An 18,295-nucleotide genomic window follows, 5' to 3' on the forward strand; every position below is an offset into this window, starting at 1 on the left:
TTCTGAGGAGAATAGCGGGGCTATTTGACGAAGAAGCAGGAATTTTTAGACCAATTTATCGCAACCGCAGTAGGGCAGTCTATTCTCGGACGGCCTCCTAAACAGCAGTCTCATGGTTTGGACGAATCCGCAGAGGTACCAGCATTTTCTGCATTTTTATCCCGCCTTTGTCATTGTATCCCCTGAAGCGCTTCCGACTGACCACGGCAAATCCTCTTTTCGCAAGTACTCTTTTTGCCCGACGTGATTTCAGGGTTTCCTGGGTTAATGTGCCGAGGCTCATAAGTATCCCCTTCAATTGCAGTCGTTGCACCTCTTGAGCGATGGCACCTTGTGTTTCCACACTTAATAAACTGAAACCCTGACGACACTGCATCTTTTCCAGGCGGGTCATCCCTGTTGGCACTCTGACTTGCCTGAGATCATGGAAGCTATTATGGATGCCACGGGTAATCCCCCTTCGGCAATTAGTTTTGCAATCTTTATGGTCAGAGCTTGTACAGGTGTGAATGCCTGCACGGCTGGCAATATAGCGCCGGACATTATCGTCCAGATATTTTTCCATGTTCTTTAGTGGCAAGGGCGTCAGTTCAAATTTCTCGGTGATCGTTGCTTCATCAGGTTCAAGCTGGTAAGTCTGGACATAGGAATCCGGCCGACAGTCTTCACGCTTGTTGCCAGTAACCTGTAGCAGATCAGCGGCACCGTGCATGGCGGCTTCCAGTTGCCGTTGAAAGTCCGGTTTCAGGGCAGGGTCATTGGTGAAATCTCTGGTTACCTGCGACGGCAGATCCAAAAGCGAGGCGTCAAAGTGGCCAGGCTGCTGACGGTCTTTGAAGGATCCCGGGAACGAGGCATCAATCCCGGTGCATCGGATAAAATCCATGCGGTCAGCAAAGCGCAGTACATGCAGATAACGCCGAACCGATGACGACAGACCCTGGTCGCTCTTGCCATGTACGTCATCTTCCTTGCGGGACAGTGCCTCGCCAATCTCCTTCAGATACTGTTGTGGATACTGCCCCTGAAGATCCCGTTTGAAATAGTCAGCCGCCCTGGCTTCCTCATCTTGCTTGGGGACATCTTCCGCTGCGGCGTCATGATAGATGATCGCCAGCGACAGCAGATTCTTTTCAATTTCAGAGAAATGCATCTGATGGAATTTCTCCAGCAGCTCGATATACCACAACAGATTGTTCCGGGCCCGCAATACATGGCAGCAGTTGTGATCCGGCTTCCATACCCCGGGCAGTGTGTCACTGCCAAGGCATTTGATGACTCGCTCTGGACCGGGCCGTCGGTAATAGTGCTGTAATATTCTCAGAATGGTCTCTTCGTTATCCCTGGCATTGGGCAGAACCGGTGGTTGGCTGAAGGCGTCAACGATAAACTGCAACTCCGTTGGTTGCGTCAGGGATGCAGTTTGGGGAGACTGACAGCCGGTAAGGCCGAGGGACTTTTGCAGTTCGACGATTTGTTGTTGCCCTTTTTTGATATTTTCTGGCCAGTGCTGATAAAAGGGCTCTTGATCTCGACGTTCCCAGAGTTCTTTAACCCAGTGAATATAATCATCTGCGCAAAGCGTTCCCAGGGATTTTTTAATGCTTTGGGCATTGGTGTTTGCTATTGATTTTCTCACAGCGCCAAGTGTTTGATCATCAGGTACACCATAATAAAACAGGGCTAATAAATTATCCTTAAAGTGCTTATAGCAATAATATCTCTGAAAAGGTTCCCGAAGTGTGACGATAAACACTTCCTGCAGTTGTGCTGCATTGAAACTCTGACAACGTTTATGAAACTGCAGCATAACAACCGGATGATTGAAAGAGCGGTGACCAATCAGAAAAGACATAGTAGACCATAAGTGGCCCTTGTAGGGTATTCCCAATGCCTCAAAATGACAGCAAAGCCTTATTGAATAAAGTTGCCCCAGAACGTTCAGGCCGGTTTTCCAACCAATAGACAACACTCCGCGTCTGACCAGATCACTGGCTAATTGGAAAACTCTATCTTCCTCGTAAGCTGTCTCTCTCAAATCCTGGCGTTCATCATGATCATCCGACAACTTGTAATCATTTCTGTACCATAATATTTCAGCTGACTGGATCAGCAAATCAAGTATTGTCTGATATTCCCCCCGGTAAAAAAACTTTCTTTGAACAGGAGCATCCCGCTCTAATAATTTCCAAATACGGCCTATTAATTCCCGTAAGTTTTCACGACTGAAGTCCGGGCTCTCTGCCAGTGTTATAATATCCTGAAATGGATGCTGTAGCGTTGGCAGATGGTGTTGATTGATGGTTTTAGCTTTTAACGGCATAGGCAGAAGATTCAACATCCCCCTGAAGGCATCTTCAGAAATGTTATGGGATAACGCAAAATTACCAAGCCTGGCCTCATTAAGTGCTAAATGATCAGTACTGAGTTCATCCTCAAAATAAACCTCTGCTGAACCGCTTTGCTGGGAATAAACCATCCAGGGCAACGAATCAATGCCAAAAACCTCTTCTAACTGGTGTTTATCCTGCAAATGTTCGGTAATGCTGTTGTCAGTGCCCTCTTTTACCGTGAGATAGCACTTGATTTGTGATTTTATGTACCCGGTGGTTAGCCATTCTGGATAGCATGTTAAATTTTCATTATCTTTTTCCTTGAATTCTGGCGGTTTGAATGTGCCTTTCCTGCGCAGCTGACCTGATGAAGATTGCTTATAAACAGTACAGAGCCGTGTCGCTCTCTCCTTCATTTTCTCCCGCAGTGAATTGTGGTCAGGCAGACATTTAACAGGCAGTTCGTCTGGCTTTAAGGCATTGTTCTGTAATCTGGATGTTCCGGCATTTTTCTTATAAACAGCGAGAGTACCGGGGTTTATAATGCCAACGGTGGCATGGTTCGATCTTAACATCAATGGCACATCTTCCATAATCAGGATGACGGGTCTTGGTGCTTTTGGTAACTCATTGTTATGATCAAGATAAGCCGACTCTTTTTTGAATCTTGCATGAGCTGATTCCCCGTGACACATCCAGACCTGTCGAGCACCCAACGTGCCTGTCTTGAAAGCACCCAGCAATTCCTGCCTTATCTGCTCTCTGCTACCCGGGGAGTGGCGAGTTTCAGTGTTTGAATGTTTGCCTGGTTGCACCGGGCAACTCTCAGGATTCTTAAACGATACTGTTGATAATGAGTGTGCTGCATTGGGTAATGAATTCATAGTGATAATACAGAATGTCAGAGTGATGACGAAGGTGAGTTTATAACCGGCAATACCTGACCCAACTTTTTTATAAAAAAAGTCCCTCTGTTTTTGTAAAAACGCAGCCTTTGGAAAATTGCTGTTGCTTTTCCTGACCCTAGGAGGCTGTCCGAGAATAGACTGCCCTACTGCGGTTGCGATAAACTGGTCTAAAAATTCCTGCTTCTTCGTCAAATAGCCCCGCTATTCTCCTCAGAATCAGAAATTTTTATCCTCAATTTCTCGCAATCCTCGCTCGCTACGGGCGCTATTCTCGGATAGCCTCCTAGACCATGGAAAACATTCGCTTGTTAAAATCCAGAGACTCGATTACCGCACTAATATCCTGACGCCGACCTTTCATTAATTGTTCACACAGTTTTTTATTACCTAACCAATATTCTCTGAAATTCATCACACACCTGATTTCATCTTCTCCTGTGCGATCAGTATTTGTTTGATTAAATGGTGATGACAAATCGCTCATGCGCTTAAAAATAATTTTCACTGAATTAACAATTTGTTGATGCAGTATTTCAGCATAATCAAGTCGCTGCTCTCTCAGACAGAAGTCTTCTTCCGGATTATGGCGAGGATCACTGCGAGGGTAGCCGGGAGAGGATAACCTGGGTAATCCTGCAGCAGGTTGCGGGCCATAACGATACCAACTTTCAGGCAGACAACCAGCTTCATTAGCAAATGCCTGAGCCAGATCATACAATTTACTTATTTTAGTAAATGATTGCTCTGGTGTAATACCTTTAAATGTCATTTCATTTAAAAGTGAATTCAAATATTGTGACAGCTCTTCTGCCTTGGGAGAGTTTTCCAGGTGAGGTCCTGCAGTAAAATCAAACATTTCCTGACTTACCGGAATCGCTAATGGAATGGAGACCTGCCATTCACTTATGCGCTTTGCAATACGCTCTCCGAGATGGACATCCAGATGTTGAACAAAGTTATCTCTGGCTACTTCTACATTTCTGGCAACAGTGTCAGTAAAGGCTCTTATGGCAGAATATACGACACAGGTGTCTTCCCGGTACCCTTCATACCGAAACCAGAATGCATCGCTATAGGATAGCCTTACACCTGAATCTGCCAGAACAATACTCATGACTGAAAAACAACCATTTTTCATATATAAAATATGCAGGTAATTCGACAGTGCTTCGTACCGAAAGGTTCAAAATTCTGAGAATATCCTGACAGAGATCATTGATGTTGACTCAATAACTTCACTTTTCAGGTATCAATGCAAAGAAAGTAGAACTGATCTCTTATCCTATAATGTCGGATAAACAAAATATGGGAGTTAAATAAATGGCCGAGTCATTCTTCGAACAACAAAATGTGCTTGGACTTATACTGGAAACCTGCTGTAAGGACCCTGTCACCGGCTTTTTTCGTGACGGTTTCTGCCATACCCACCCCGATGACAAAGGGGGGCATACGGTGTGTGCTCACATGACTGATGAATTTCTGCAATACTCGCTGTCTAAGGGCAATGACCTGATCACCCCCCGGGAGGAATGGGACTTTCCCGGGCTCAGGGCCGGTGACCGATGGTGCCTGTGTGCAGCACGATGGCAAGAAGCATTGGAAAACAATGTAGCACCTCCTGTTTATATCCGGGCGACCCATATCAATACACTGAAGGTGATTGAACTGACTGTTTTAAAACAATTTGCCATTGATATCAGCTAAGTCGTGGCATCGTATATTTCTGGCTATGTGGGCAGTTACTGTGCAAGGCAAAACGCTATCATGCTGGTACATAGCCATCGCAGGGTTTGCCAGGAGTCATCTTGTGCATTGAAGAACCCGCAGCCAGTCTGCTCAAGCCCTGGCTGCGATTAATGAAAGAGAAGCCGGTTCCAAAACAACCTAAACTACGCTGGCGATATCGCCTGGTTTCCTCAGCATTTTATCTATGTCGCCTATATGAGTTTCTTCATCTGCAATCAAACGGCGGGCATACTCTTCAACCACCACCAGTTTATCTTTCTCGGCAAGTTCCAATAGATCGTAATAGTACTTTACGCCCTGCTTCTCAAAATCCAGAGACTCCATCAGGATGTCGTGAATATCATGTTTTGAGGTTTCCAAAAGCCCACCGATGCCAAGGGATGGGTGCTCACCGAGATAAGTGATCATTTCTCCCGCTTCATAGGCATGATTCAGCGTTTCTGTTGCTGCTGAACGAAACCATCCAACAATGGGAATCCTGCTATAGCCAAACACCATAAAGCTGTAGTGACTGTATCGTACAACCCCTGCCAGCTCATGCTCCAGAATCTGGTTCAACTTGACCACTACGGCCTGATGCTCAGTGGACATAAACACCTCATCTCAAGGTTATATTTGAGCATGAAAGTATAGTCAGAATTATCAGTGAACCAGTCAGGATGATATTTCACCAATTCAAGAACCTAATAATCATTTTGAGGTCAAAGACGATGTTTAAAGTCCAGCTGTTCAGGGTTTCATTCTGAAAGCAACCACATCGACCTCCTCCCACTCAAAGCCTGCTGGCCGGATTGACCAGACAGCCGGTTCACGTCGGCCGCCCAACCGTTCCAGAAGCACCTTTAACGGCAAAAAAGTCTCAAACCAGCCGTCTCAAAGTAAAGCCTCCATCCCGGATATAAGCAAACAGATTGAAGACAGCTTTTGGCAGAATAAACAGTTACAAAGTCATAAAATCACCACGGCTGACGTGCTTAAAGCCTATAGAAATGAAAGTTCGACGATAAGAAGCGGCTTCTTCCTGCAAAAGCTCTGCTTGAAGAACATTTTACACAACGATCGCAAAGTTACCCCGGATCAGGTCATTCAAGAGTTTAGCCAGAAGCCAGATCGGCAGAATAAGTACCAGGTAGCAATAGCCCGCTTCCGAGCGGAATGTTGCCTGAGAGTTTTGCCATTGCATGGCCAGCCGGTCACTCCGGAGCAAGTGACCAGGGGTTATCAGGCAGTCAGGGCAACACTGGAGCTGGCGCGCTTTAAGGAAGAATGTTGCCTGAGAGGGCTTACTTTGAATGAACGACAAGTCACACCGGAAGCGGTAATCAGGGATTTTCAGGCAGTCGGAGCAACACTTGAGCTGGCGCTTTTCAAAGCAGAGTGTTGCCTGAGAAACCTGGCGTTGAATGGCCAGCTGCTGACACCGGGTGAGGTGGTGAAGGATTTCCCGGATAGTCCGGAGGGGCAACTCGGGCTAATGCGCTTTAAGGAAGACTGTTGCCTGAAGTACCTGCCGTTGAATGGCCAGCAGGTCACACCGGATTCGGTGATTAAGGGGTATCAGACAGCCAGGACACGACTGGAGCTGGCGCGTTTCAAGGAAGAATGTTGTCTGAGGGGGTTGGTGTTGAATGACCAGCAGGTCACACCGGATGAAGTGGTGAAAGATTATCAGACAGCCAAAGCGACACTGGAGCTGGCACGCTTCAAAGCGGAATGTTGCCTCAGGGGCCTGATTTTGCATGGTCAACAGGTCTCACCGGATTCAGTCGTTAAGGATTTTCAGGCCACCAGGGCAAGACTGGAGCTGGCTCGCTTTAAACAACAATGTTGCCTGAGGGGACTGCTGTTAAAAGGCCAGAAGGTCATACCGGATTCGGTGGTAAAGGATTTCCCGGACAGTCCAGAAGGCAAACTGGGAATAACGCGCTTCAAAGCGGAATGTTGCCTGAAAGGCCTGGTGTTGAATGGCCAGCAGATCTCACTGGAGGCGGTGATTAAGGACTTTCAGGAGAGTCAGGAGGACAAACTGGGGGTCGCACGTTTCAAAGCGGAATGTTGCCTGAGGGGTCTGATGTTGAATGGCCGACAGGTAACAGCGGATAGGGTGGTCAGGTGTTTCCCGGGCAGTCTGGAAGGCAAACTGGGGGCCGCGCGTTTCAAAGCGGAATGTTGCCTGAGGGGTCTGATGTTGAATGGCCGACAGGTCACAGCGGATATGGTGGTCAAGTGTTTCCCGGGGAGTCCGGAAGGCAAACTGGGGATAGCGCGTTTCAAGGAACAATGTTGCCTGAGGGGCCTGGCATTAGATGGTCAGAACGTAACACCGGATGCGGTGGTTAAGCATTTCCTCGATAGTCCGGATCGCAAAATGGGGATAGCCCGCTTCAAAGCGGAATGTTGTCTGAGAGGTTTGCCGTTAAATGGTCAGCAGGTCACACCGGAGGCCGTGGTTATCGATTATCAGGCCGCCAGGGCAACACTGGCGCTGGGGCGATTCAAAGCGGAATGCTGCCTGAGGGGCCTGCCGTTGAATGGCCAGCAGGTCACACCGGAGGCGGTGGTTAGCGATTATCAGGCAGCCAAAGCCACACTGGAGCTGGCGCGCTTTAAAGAACAATGTTGTCTCAGGGGTATGTTGCTGAATGGCCAGCCGGTCAGACCGGAGGGCGTGGTTAAGGATTATGAGCGTGGTGGCTGGTTGCTCGAAAGAGCTATTTTTTATACTCAGCTGACATTGAGCGCCAGGGAATTGAATGGTCACTATCTGGATAACCGGGAAGTATTGGCAGCGTTTAATGACGCTCCCGGAGATTATTCTGCAAAGCAAGCCAGGTATCTGATTCAAAGGCTGACGACAACTCAGCAGTTCGATGAAACCAGCGAAACCCGGAGTACACTTCAAGAGGCATGGCACATCTTAAACAAGGTAATGGTCAAAGACGATGAGCAACATCGACTCCAATGTATAGTGAAGTTCATGGCTATGCAGCATGGACTGCCCATTGATCATCAGAGTGTATCAGCAGAACAGGTATTGCAATCCATCACCATGCTGCGGCGCTCATTTCAGAATTCACGACTGCATTTCTTCTTCCTGACATACTGTTATATCACGGGACAGTCTATTGATGGACGGAAGATCACTAAGCATCAGGCCCTGGAGTGTCTTCAGAGCTTTCCAGCCGCAAGCAGGCTGCGCCACGCTTTAGGCCGCTGGTTCGCACAATACTGCTGTGACGCCAGTACAATGAATGAGTTACTGTTCGATGGCCACAAGCACTCAGCTAACCGTGCCATTGTGGGTCAAACCGTGAAACAGCGGTTAACAACAGGTGACACTGGCTTTTTGCAAAAGCAGGTTTCGCGGTTTACTGCGCTTACCCTGAAAACACTGGAGATTATTCAGGAAATCAATGACTCTTATACCCATCCACCCATGCTGATTACCGGTTCTTACGCGCGCTTTTTACAGAACCTCTGCTCATCATTTAATGATATTGATATTATCTGCACGCAGGAAGCATCCGCCAGAACACTCTTTGACAGGCTGCTGGCACTGAACACCGACAGTGATTCTGAAATCCCCAAAAACATCATTATCTGGCCAATCCGGGGGTGTCAGGCGATTAAACTGCCACACGCCTACAATATTCAATTTAATGACGGTGATTTGGGGATGAAAGCCATGGTACTTCAGGTCAGCATTGACGCCAGAGCAGCCCATAAACAGGCCGTACAATTACCCGTCCACGTTCCTGGCGTTAAAAAACCGGTATGGTGCCTGTCGTTTGCTGAAGAAACCCGATTACTGAACGATACGCTGGAATACCTCGCTAATAACCTTGACTTGCTGACAGAACAATTGCAAGAAGGAGCGGAATACCTGCCACGAACCATTCTGTTTAATCTTCCTCAAAACCCTGATGAGCGTATTTATGGTTTGTTTATGCGCTGCCTGCTTAGCCTGAATAAAGCACGGCAGTTTATCGCTCTGCAAGAAGCCCAATCCAAACAACCTGACGGCCAGACCAATCACCTTCAAGAACATCGCCTGCCTGTGCTGACTGAAACGCTGCAAATAAAATTGACCAGCCATGCTTGCCGTAAGGATTTTGAACATAGAATTAACGACTGGCTGGCGACAACACATCATGCTAATGATTATGAGTTCAAGAGGAAGAACTTTATCAAAACACTACTGGCAATAATGAATATTGAAAGAACTTATCAACCTGAAACAATTAATCAGATTGAAAGCCATTAACCACACAATCAATCCTGATTAACTCATCAGTTTTTATTTAATTTTTTCAAATCACTCAATATCATCTAATAATTAATTTCAGTAATTACCGATGTTCATCTCAGAAAATGATTGATGAGTAAGGGTCCAGTCGAGTTATGAATAATATTGGCAACGGCAATTTTACCTGCAACCCCGGTTCTGCAACAAACCAGCGGGATACCGGAGCAGTTGATGAATCCGCAAGAGCAATGCTGGGACACCATAGTGTTGGTTATAATAATCCCCCTCAGACCCATTTGTCTCATGCACCTTCACCCGAAGCTGAGACGATTTTTAAATTTACAGATGTAGTAACTGGCGACACCCACATAGCAAAAGATTTTTCAGAGCTGTTAAGTTACGATCAACTTCTTTTAAAGCTAAGGGACTCTGGTGGTGAAATTTATGCCAACCATGGTCAGCCCGTAGAGCAAATCGCTAAAGATATTCGCTCAAATGATTATCTGAAGTGGTTACTATTATCAGTTAACAATATTGAGGAAATTCCTGTTGCCCGGGAAGCTTCACTTATTGCCGACAGGGATATATCTACTAGTGGTTTTGATGTGGAAGATAGCAGTGGATCTGATACGGACAATGCCCCTGAGAGACCATTTAACGAAGCGATGAGTAATCGCACAAACAGGGCGCAGACATTCAATAATAGTAACTGGAGAAATGTAAGACGTTCGTCTGTTTTTTCCTCTGCTGTCTCTAATCAGGATATTTCTGCCAGCGGTTTTTATTCACTCAAAGATGGGGAGCTGGTGCGATGTTTTTCATGTGGTGGTTGTCTGCAAAACTGGAAAGTAGATGAAACACCAGATGATTTACATGCCCAGAAGTTTCCAAAGTGCCAGTTTATCCGAAAGAAGTTAGGTGCTGAATTGGTTAATACCATTCAAGAGGCCCTTACCACTGAACAAAAAAATGCCGTAGCCAGGACTATTCCCGGATCTCGACATTTATACAGTCAACCTATCGGTGGGCAGAGTAATCGCCAAGTGGCGGGCTCCAGCGATGACTTAACACGTTTTCCTGCCTCTTCATCCTCCAGAACAGCCCGATCCAGAGCCCGGTCCAGGGCCCGATCTTGGGCCCGATCTTGGGCAGAAACATCTAGAGCAGAAAGATCCAGGTCCAGGCACAGACCCGATGCCAGCTCAAGCTCAAGTTCCAGCTCTATATCGGGATACAGGTCTGACTCTAGTTCTGGTACTTCATCACCAGTATCCTGGCTTGATCAAGAGCATCCTGCACATTACAGAACATATAATCAACCTGCAGATATAAATCTGTCGCTTAACGAAGCCAAAGCAAGGCTGGTAAATATTTTCAGCCCAGTTCAAATACAGAAACTTCACATCCTTGAAGATAAGGTCAAAAGTGCAAACGATTCAGAGCGTTTACACCTGGGTGATGTATACAAAGAAATACTCAATAATCTGCTGAAAAAACCAGAGCTCATTGGCGAGATTATCGGAATAATTGAAAGTATGTCATCCAGAGATTGCGAGGACCATACCGCGGAAGTTTGTGACCTGATAAAAGTAAGATTCAAGGCAGCAACACTGACGGAGGGTATATGTGATCAAGATAACAGCATTAACTGGTTTTCATTGCTTGGTAAAGCCAAACTACTTATTCATGAGGAACAACTGATCAGCGTCCTGGGCAGGCACAACCTCCTTGGAGGTAATGAATCCACTGAAATCAGAGCGTATGTAAAAAACCGGTTTGCGAGAGAAATTTGTGAATTTTCTGAAAATCATATTCAACAATATTTCCCAGAACAGGGCCGTAGTGTTGTCAATGCTATCAGGGGGCAATATGGAAGATTACAATATGATTTTATTCAGGCAATAAACAATAAAAGCCTGTTAAAAAATTACTTGATAAGCTTATGTAAGGATGAAATATTTTTTGCGTTTATCAAATCCCATGATGAAGAATTATCACAATGGTTAGCAAAGGAAAATAGCAACTTTGATGGGTTAGTGGATCATTATGATCAAAACCATGCAGGGAGTTCCAGTTCCAATGAATATGCCTATGTTACTTCATTAAACAGGCTCAGGGAAACCAAGGATCTTGTTGATTCAGTGGCACTAAATCAATTTTTTGAGTCAAAGATTGATGAACAATGGAATGCACTGGTTTATGCGACCCAACCGTCAACTTACTAGTATCTGATTTTTTGTAAACAACTGAATTATTGACAGATTATTTATCATAGGAACCTTTCTAAAAAGAGGATGTCTTAATACATAATTCAATTATTCTATAATTCAATGTATTACTATCATCAATTACCCGATGTCGATATTGATCCTGATGGACTTTTTGCAAGACCATCAGATCAACCGCTTCAGACAGGCACAAATGAACAACAGTCGACGTACCAAGGTATGTCTGTTAAAGCATCTATTGCACCGTTGCCTCTATATCATAATCAACCAGATAAACAAGACAATAACACTGGCTCCGCTAACTTTTGGGATGGATATAACATTGCACCTCTACCACATGTCAGTCCTTCAGACTTTTTCAGCACTGATATTACTAAAGATGAAACCACTGAAAACCACCTTCAGCAGCCTGCAGTCCCTTTTCATAACCCATTTGATGATCCCCGGTTTGAGAAAAGATCGATAGTCATCATTGATAACCTTACCAGGCAAGATCAGGTTCTTGACTTTACGGTTAGACGGAAACTTCAGAGTAGTGATCCCACATATATTTATGACGTGGGTTTACCTCAAACAGCCTCACAATGCTTATTGTGTGTTAATAATAACCTTCATCAACCCGCCTACAATACTGATCAGGCGTTTGTTAATAATCATTTTAAGCCAGCAACGCCAGTTACAATGATTACAGATAGTGTGCCATTTCAAAGTGATACCGCTTACGCAGAGAGCAAAAGAGTGCGCAAAAATGCGCGCTATCATAATGATCCTGCCTATGCCGAGCGCAAAAAAGAGTACAACAGGGTGTTCAGAAGGGATCGCTTACAGAATGATCCTGCTTACGCAGAGAGCACAAGAGTGCGCAAGAATGCACGCGAAAGGGCGCGCTATAAGAATGATCCTGTCTTTGCCAAGCGCAAAAACGAGCGCAACATGCTGCGCAGAAAGACTCGCTTACAGAATGATCCTGCCTACGCAGAGCGCATGAGAGAGCGTGACAGGGATCGCAAAAGAGCTCGCTACCATAATGATCCTGCTTACGCACAGCGCGAAAGAGAGCGCAAAAGGGAGCTTCAGAGAAAATACCGCTTACGCAAGAGCATGAAAGGGAGTGCCAAAAGAAGCACTACTACAATGAGCCCGATTTCGCAGAGCGCCAGAGAAAGTGCCAAAGAAAACGCGACTGGCATAACACCTCTTCACCCTGTCCCCTCGCACTATATACCCGGGACAGTCAAAATTACCATTTTTTAACTTGAACTTTTATGAGAAAGATTGGTCTCAGGGTGGTGTTCAATAATTCGATATTTCGATGTACAGTCCTTCTTCTTTTGCTTCAGCTCGATTAAATGCAGCCTATGGCCATTTACCTTACTTTCATGATTCTACTTTTTCTGAATCAGTAGCAATAGGCAGGCCCTTCTGCCGTGACGTTACAAAAGTGTCGAATATTCTATCTTTTATGCGTGGTGGTGAAACTGCTGAAGACTATCTTAAGCATCCAGCTGTGCCTTTTTATAATCCCTGGTTTGAAAAAAAACCAGCAGTAATCGTTGCCAGCTGTCGTGATAAAAATCAATCAGTTGACTTAATACCCGGAAGTAAACTTCAAAATACGGTTCCCCCCCCTGCATACATTCCTGGTAATGAACGTTTTTCAATCCAGTCTCTTTTAGGTTTAAAGCAATCAACCAATCAAAGCATACCAATTGTTAATAGCAGTCTTCATCAACCTGAAGAAATTTCCACTCATGTTTCCAATACACAGGTTCGTACCGGTACTATTTTCAGGTCGGTTGAAAAGGCTGAGATAATTAAACCTCAACCAACTACACATTCAAGTCAGGCTACCACTGAAGATATTTTTCTGTTGCCAAATAAACAGGCCAAAGCCAAATATGATCTATCCTACAGCAGAGCAAAATACGAACAATCTGATAAATGCACGAAGACCCGGGCCAAATACTATTTATCCGATAAGGGTAAAAAAGCCAGGGCAAGAGCCAGGGCCAAATACGAAGCATCCGATAAGGGCAAAGCAGCCAGAGCAAGGGCCAGGGCCAATTACGAAGCATCCGGTAAAGGCAAGAAAGCCAAGGCCAAATACGAAGCATCCGGTAAAGGTAAGAAAGCCAGGGCCAAATACGAAACATCAGAGAAAGGCAAGCAAACCAGGGCCAGATACGAAGCATCCAAGAAAGGCAAGCAAACCAGGGCCAAATACGAAGCATCCGAGAAAGGCAAGCAACCAAGAGCCAAGGGCATCATTCCCAACAATAGAGACAAGGCACAAAACAGGATAGCCATGATTTGTGATCCAATAGCTCAATGGACAGAGTAAACTCAGGTACAAAATTTGTTTCCGGATATTCCTATATACAGGAGTTGCAAGAAAACCCTTTACTTTTACTCGCTGAAGTTTCATGTTTGCAACTGAGTGGACTTGTACATTCTGTACAGATATCTACTTACCCGTCCCATTCTGGATATCTGAATCGGCAAGTCAACCATCAGGATACACACGGCTATTTACGTCAACTGTGTAGCTTTTCAGTTTCTCACGTACCAGCCACTGAAAAGGAATCATACGTCAGCTCGTTGACGAAGGGAACCCAACAACAAGTTCCAACTAAAACTTTTCAGTTTAAAAAAACTGAGCCTTCCGGTTACGGTAATCCATTGCCTCTTGTGCTTAAAAAGATGACCGCCTCCGAACTGGACAAGGCACGTCGTGCCAGGAGCCAGGCAAAATACTCTGCATCTGATAAAGGCAAAGCGGCCAGAACCAGATACACTAAATCAGATAAAGGAAAGGCAACCAGAGCCAAATACCTGAGATCGGATAAAGGCAAGGTGGCGAAGGCCATAATAAATGCAAAATCAGCAGCCTACCGAGCAGCTTTAAGAAAAGGCCTGAGTGAAAAATTGGCGAGGGAAAAAGGGGAATTAGCAGCCAGGGCAAAAAGGCAGAATTATCGTATCGGTACAAATGGTGCAGGTAAGATGAGTTAATTTTTCAGATAAAAATCCTTTTATCAACTGGTTTCCATACTTTTTTCTTGCATCACCTTACAGCCTTCCTTTTTTGGTCTGGCTGAGAGCTATCAGAACTTATTTTATGCCCCAGGCCGGTAACCATTTTGGTTCTCGCTATTAGTCAGAGGTTATTAGCATGGACAACTGCATGAAATCGAATACTGCCAACACGACTCAGCAACCAGTTTTCCCGGGAGATCCCTCCCGTATCAGCAGGGGAAGGCAAGCATCGGTGTTCAACAGGATGAGCCAGTTTATCAATGCAATAGACTGGTTCCCTTATCGAGTAGGAAGTAATCGGTATAGTGGCTATCAAAAAGCCAGTACCAATCTGATAAAAAAGTTGAAGGACTACCATGAAATCAAGTTAGCAGCCACCAACGTCCTTTATCTGACAACCGGTGACCATCGTGGGGATATTGGCCATAAAATACAAGCAGAGCTCAACGCAATGAAGCCAGCTATTTACTGGCAACTTGCGGTTACTGGCCATGATTCGACCTGTCCAATATCAACTACCGGCAACGCGCCGCAACAGGAAATTAAAATGTCAGACCAGGAATTAGAAACAGAGCTGGATGATAATACGTCCATACTCATTAGATTTGAGGAGCTTATCACAATAATCGAAAGCAGGAAGTCTCTTATTCCCGGTTCAAGTGAAGATACTCAGGCTAAAGCCAGTACAGGCAAATTGGCAGATGATATTACTACGGCAATCAACGAACTGGCTTTGACCTGCATAAAGACCAGTGAAACAAATAAACAGCGTTTCCTTTATCAGCTGGCAGTCAAAGAAGCAATAATCTTCAATGGAATATTAGTAAAGAACCCTGAATTCAATACTATTGACAACTTTATAAGTCAAAGAATTAAAAAGTCATGTATACCCGATAAGCACAGGCAGATTGCTCGTTTAAACATATCATGGAATATCCTTCTTCATACTTTGGGTCTTGATACTGAATTATTAGCAGTTAGATTTTCAGAACTGGACAATATCAAATATCTGATTTTTCATTCGATGAACGCTTCCTCCATAAAAGAAGGAAAGGATTGTGGAATCAGCCGATTTTTCACCCGTTTTATGCGTCAGGAGGATGGAGATATTAATAACCCGGCCAGGGCAGAACGAGTAAAAGAAATTATGACTCTGGAAACAAGCATCGCTTCTGGCAAATTACAACCAATCTTGCTCGATGGTATTAAACTCGCGAAACCTGTGGAAACATCCGGCGTTGATTTTACCAGTTCAGCTATATTGCGAAGTAATGAAATATATAATTTCAAGCGGGCCATACTCTATCCGGCTTACAAATGCCATAAAGCTCAACTTGAAGGAAAGCCTCAGGAAGAGAAAGACTGCCTGCACATATTGACCTTGTCTTGTCTGGCCTATTTCTTCCGTATAATGAGAGCTGAGTGGTCAGAGGGTTTAACCAGCCATGTTGATGCTGCAATCCGGATTATAGAGTTTATCCAGTCTATAAAATCAGATCGTTTATCTTCATTGTCCGGACGAAAAGATTATCCATTTAAAAACCTGGAGCAGTTAAACGAGCATTTTTCAGGGTTTTATCACCAATATTGTACTGGCCCCCAGGAGGCTGACCGAGAATAGACTGCCCTACTGCGGTGGCAGCAAATTGGTCTAAAAATTCCGTTTTGTTCGGCAAATAGCACCACTATTCACCTCACAAAACGAAATTTTTATCCTCAATTTTCTGCCATCTTCGCTACGGGCGCTATTCTCGGTCAGCCTCCTGGTGCAGAAAAGCGTTAATACCCTTACACCCCGTTCATCCTGAGGCTTGTCGAAGGATGGTGCCACCGTACTTCGACAAGCTCAACACGAACGGTATGGATATCAACGCTTAGCTGCACCAGGAGGCGTGGATGGTCATGTTTTTTCTGCGCCAGAAAACGTCTTATTGCTGCTTTTTCACAATCATTTTTTGTGGAACCATCCTGTCGGCAAATTGCTTCCGGCGCTAAAGGAATGACAGAAAACAAAACGAATTACCATACCTAAAGCTGTCTTTGGCGTTTGAACTTTACTCAGGTTCGGTAAAGTACCTTGACCACATGCCAGCCGAATTTGGTTTTCACCAGATGGGGTGTCAGTAACTCCCCGGTAAAACACACCTTATCAAAGGCTGGCACCATCTGCCCTTTCCTGAACTCTCCCAGGTGCCCGCCTTTTTTACCCGATGGGCAGGTGGAATGCCTCTTGGCCAGAACATCGAATTTGGCACCTTTTTTAAGCTGTTTGATAATATCTTCGGCAAGTTCTTTATGCTTGACCAGAATGTGCAATCCAGCTGCAGTGTACGCCATGTTGAAGCCTGCTTATAAAAGAAACTATTGATTGGTATTATATCGTTCACCACTGCGTTTTGAATATCCGTCCGCACCACGTCAGGCCTTCGTCAAATCCTGAACCTTACAAAAATGTATAGTTCCGGAAACCTTTCTGAAAATCTTCCCGGGTAAAGTGACCACATCGACAGATATATTTCCCTGTCTCGTTAACCCCTGTTATGAGGAATCCACTGTGAAAAAGTCAAATCTTGTTACATCTGCTGCACAGTCTGCCATCATCGGTATGAGCACCATGCTGGCTACAGGGTCAGCTAAAGCAGGTGATGCACCAACATCCCTCAGCGACGATGCGCTGTCTCTGCTTAAGGCTGTAGAGATTGCCAGAAAACACACTGGCGCAGAGCCACTTGAAGCAGAGCGTGAAGTAGAGATGGGGCAGGCAGTGTATGAGATTAAACTGGCAAACAAAAATGGTGAAGAGATTGAAACCATTATTCATGCGCAAACCGGTGAAGTTATTCTGAGCAAACAGCGTACCGGCCACGATAATGACCAGGTGGAAAATGCCCTGTGTGCATCAGGCATCAGCAATGGCAGATACCTTTCCCTGAAAGAGGCAGTCAAACAGTCAGAGTCTGAATTTGGGGGCAAGGCATGGCACGTTGAGATGGAAGACGACCACAATAAAGTGTCTTATGAAATTGAATTGTTGAACTCTCGCGGTCAGAACATTGAAACCAGAATTGATGCCATCAGGCCTGTCAGCAAATCTTGATACAAGACCATAAAAACCGGGACAATGATGTCTCCGGCCCAGCCAATGAAGAGCACAACAACAACCCAATCGCTGCGGCCTGAGCCCCAGCGATATTAATGAGAGCACGATCATGCGGGTATTACTGGTAGAGGATGATGTAAGCCTCAGCAGTTTTATTGAAAAAGGGCTTCGTGAGGCCGGCCATCAGGTTGAGCTGGTGGATAATGGCAAGCACGCCCTGACACTCTGCATGACAGAGCAAGTTGTAGAAACTCACATCAGCCGTTTGCGAAACAAGCTGGAAAAACCCTTTGGTGACAGGCTGATTCAAACCGTTCGGGGTGCAGGCTACAAACTGGAACACAAAGCGCTGGAACAATCGGGTAAGGGCTGGTCTTTCTCCGGCCCTCCCCACAGCACCCGGCATGCGGGTCCGCACCGGGCGGTTCAACGATGATGGTGAAACCTGACCCATAAGTCTTTCAATGAAACAAGCCCAACTTTCGCGAGGTAACTGTTATTCAGTGCCTGCTGTACCGCATAGGTTTTACTCAGACGGTAATACCCTTTGCTGCTGGCTGCGATCTTGGCAGCGTTCACTTTATCAACGCCTAACCTGACCAGATTTTTAAAACGGGTTTTCGGCTTGCGCCATTGCTTCAGAAAGCAGCAACGGATTCGCCGACGTATCCATTGATCCAGCAGGGGAATTGGTCGGT

At 45.4% G+C, this 18,295-nt stretch carries 16 protein-coding genes; 9 read left to right on the forward strand and 7 right to left on the reverse strand.

Features of this window, described 5'->3' with window-relative positions:
- Window positions 1-97: 97 nt before the first annotated feature.
- The gene (locus tag ACO6UY_RS22065; protein WP_422491246.1) at window positions 98-3,217 is read right to left on the reverse strand and encodes a hypothetical protein; all 3,120 of its coding nucleotides are present in this window, start codon (window positions 3,215-3,217) and stop codon (window positions 98-100) included.
- Between the two features lie 307 nt (window positions 3,218-3,524).
- Window positions 3,525-4,379 carry a hypothetical protein gene (locus tag ACO6UY_RS22070; RefSeq protein WP_422491248.1) on the reverse strand — a complete coding sequence of 285 codons (855 nt, stop codon included), beginning with the start codon at window positions 4,377-4,379 and terminating at the stop codon, window positions 3,525-3,527.
- Window positions 4,380-4,561: 182 nt separating this feature from the next.
- Here ACO6UY_RS22070 and ACO6UY_RS22075 point away from each other — a divergent pair, with 182 nt between their 5' ends.
- On the forward strand, window positions 4,562-4,945 hold the full coding sequence (locus ACO6UY_RS22075; RefSeq protein WP_101748766.1) for a DUF2237 family protein: 384 nt from the start codon (window positions 4,562-4,564) through the stop codon (window positions 4,943-4,945).
- A gap of 180 nt (window positions 4,946-5,125) precedes the next feature.
- On the opposite strand, the gene ACO6UY_RS22080 is transcribed toward ACO6UY_RS22075, so the two are convergent.
- Window positions 5,126-5,578, reverse strand: coding sequence for a ferritin-like domain-containing protein (locus tag ACO6UY_RS22080; protein ID WP_422448734.1), 453 nt, complete (start codon window positions 5,576-5,578; stop codon window positions 5,126-5,128).
- Window positions 5,579-6,023: 445 nt separating this feature from the next.
- Between ACO6UY_RS22080 and ACO6UY_RS22085 the strand changes: the two genes are divergently transcribed.
- The 3 genes from ACO6UY_RS22085 (at window position 6,024) to ACO6UY_RS22095 (ending at window position 12,715) form a co-directional block, all read left to right on the forward strand.
- Entirely contained in the window at window positions 6,024-9,251 is a 3,228-nt protein-coding gene (locus ACO6UY_RS22085) for a hypothetical protein (RefSeq protein WP_422466267.1), read from the forward strand.
- A 137-nt stretch (window positions 9,252-9,388) separates the two neighbouring features.
- Window positions 9,389-11,458 carry a baculoviral IAP repeat-containing protein gene (locus tag ACO6UY_RS22090; protein WP_422491249.1) on the forward strand — a complete coding sequence of 690 codons (2,070 nt, stop codon included), beginning with the start codon at window positions 9,389-9,391 and terminating at the stop codon, window positions 11,456-11,458.
- 105 nt (window positions 11,459-11,563) lie between these two features.
- Window positions 11,564-12,715 (forward strand): hypothetical protein, encoded by a 1,152-nt coding sequence (locus tag ACO6UY_RS22095; protein ID WP_422491251.1) that lies wholly within the window; start codon window positions 11,564-11,566, stop codon window positions 12,713-12,715.
- A 239-nt stretch (window positions 12,716-12,954) separates the two neighbouring features.
- Here the strand turns inward: ACO6UY_RS22095 and ACO6UY_RS22100 are convergent, their stop codons facing one another.
- Complete coding sequence (locus tag ACO6UY_RS22100) at window positions 12,955-13,095, reverse strand: hypothetical protein (protein ID WP_422448742.1); 141 nt, start codon at window positions 13,093-13,095, stop codon at window positions 12,955-12,957.
- 236 nt (window positions 13,096-13,331) lie between these two features.
- Between ACO6UY_RS22100 and ACO6UY_RS22105 the strand changes: the two genes are divergently transcribed.
- The 3 genes from ACO6UY_RS22105 to ACO6UY_RS22115 all read left to right on the forward strand — a co-directional run bounded on the left by ACO6UY_RS22105 (window position 13,332) and on the right by ACO6UY_RS22115 (window position 16,118).
- A complete protein-coding gene (locus tag ACO6UY_RS22105; RefSeq protein WP_422448744.1) occupies window positions 13,332-13,802 on the forward strand; it encodes a hypothetical protein in 471 nt (156 codons plus the stop codon).
- On the forward strand, window positions 13,790-14,473 hold the full coding sequence (locus ACO6UY_RS22110) for a hypothetical protein (RefSeq protein WP_422448746.1): 684 nt from the start codon (window positions 13,790-13,792) through the stop codon (window positions 14,471-14,473). The genes ACO6UY_RS22105 and ACO6UY_RS22110 overlap by 13 nt, the downstream gene beginning before the upstream one ends.
- Window positions 14,474-14,645: 172 nt before the next feature.
- Window positions 14,646-16,118, forward strand: a complete 1,473-nt coding sequence (locus ACO6UY_RS22115) for a hypothetical protein (protein WP_422491253.1) — start codon at window positions 14,646-14,648, stop codon at window positions 16,116-16,118.
- Window positions 16,119-16,285: 167 nt separating this feature from the next.
- Here the strand turns inward: ACO6UY_RS22115 and ACO6UY_RS22120 are convergent, their stop codons facing one another.
- Window positions 16,286-16,510 carry a hypothetical protein gene (locus tag ACO6UY_RS22120; RefSeq protein ID WP_422448750.1) on the reverse strand — a complete coding sequence of 75 codons (225 nt, stop codon included), beginning with the start codon at window positions 16,508-16,510 and terminating at the stop codon, window positions 16,286-16,288.
- A gap of 45 nt (window positions 16,511-16,555) precedes the next feature.
- On the reverse strand, window positions 16,556-16,834 hold the full coding sequence (gene ppiC, locus ACO6UY_RS22125) for a peptidylprolyl isomerase PpiC (RefSeq protein WP_422448752.1): 279 nt from the start codon (window positions 16,832-16,834) through the stop codon (window positions 16,556-16,558).
- Between the two features lie 217 nt (window positions 16,835-17,051).
- Between ppiC and ACO6UY_RS22130 the strand changes: the two genes are divergently transcribed.
- Both ACO6UY_RS22130 and ACO6UY_RS22135 read left to right on the forward strand, forming a co-directional pair.
- Window positions 17,052-17,594: a PepSY domain-containing protein gene (locus ACO6UY_RS22130; protein ID WP_422491254.1), complete on the forward strand. Its 543-nt coding sequence runs from the start codon at window positions 17,052-17,054 to the stop codon at window positions 17,592-17,594.
- Window positions 17,595-17,706: 112 nt separating this feature from the next.
- On the forward strand, window positions 17,707-18,033 hold the full coding sequence (locus tag ACO6UY_RS22135) for a response regulator transcription factor (protein ID WP_422491256.1): 327 nt from the start codon (window positions 17,707-17,709) through the stop codon (window positions 18,031-18,033).
- Here ACO6UY_RS22135 and ACO6UY_RS22140 read toward each other — a convergent pair.
- Window positions 18,024-18,295: group II intron maturase-specific domain-containing protein (locus ACO6UY_RS22140; protein WP_422463554.1), on the reverse strand; the 272-nt coding region annotated here is incomplete at its 5' end. The two genes, ACO6UY_RS22135 and ACO6UY_RS22140, sit on opposite strands and share 10 nt — an antisense overlap.

Origin of the sequence: Endozoicomonas sp. ALE010, from assembly GCF_049310165.1 — a bacterium.
In the GTDB taxonomy this organism is placed as follows: domain Bacteria; phylum Pseudomonadota; class Gammaproteobacteria; order Pseudomonadales; family Endozoicomonadaceae; genus Endozoicomonas.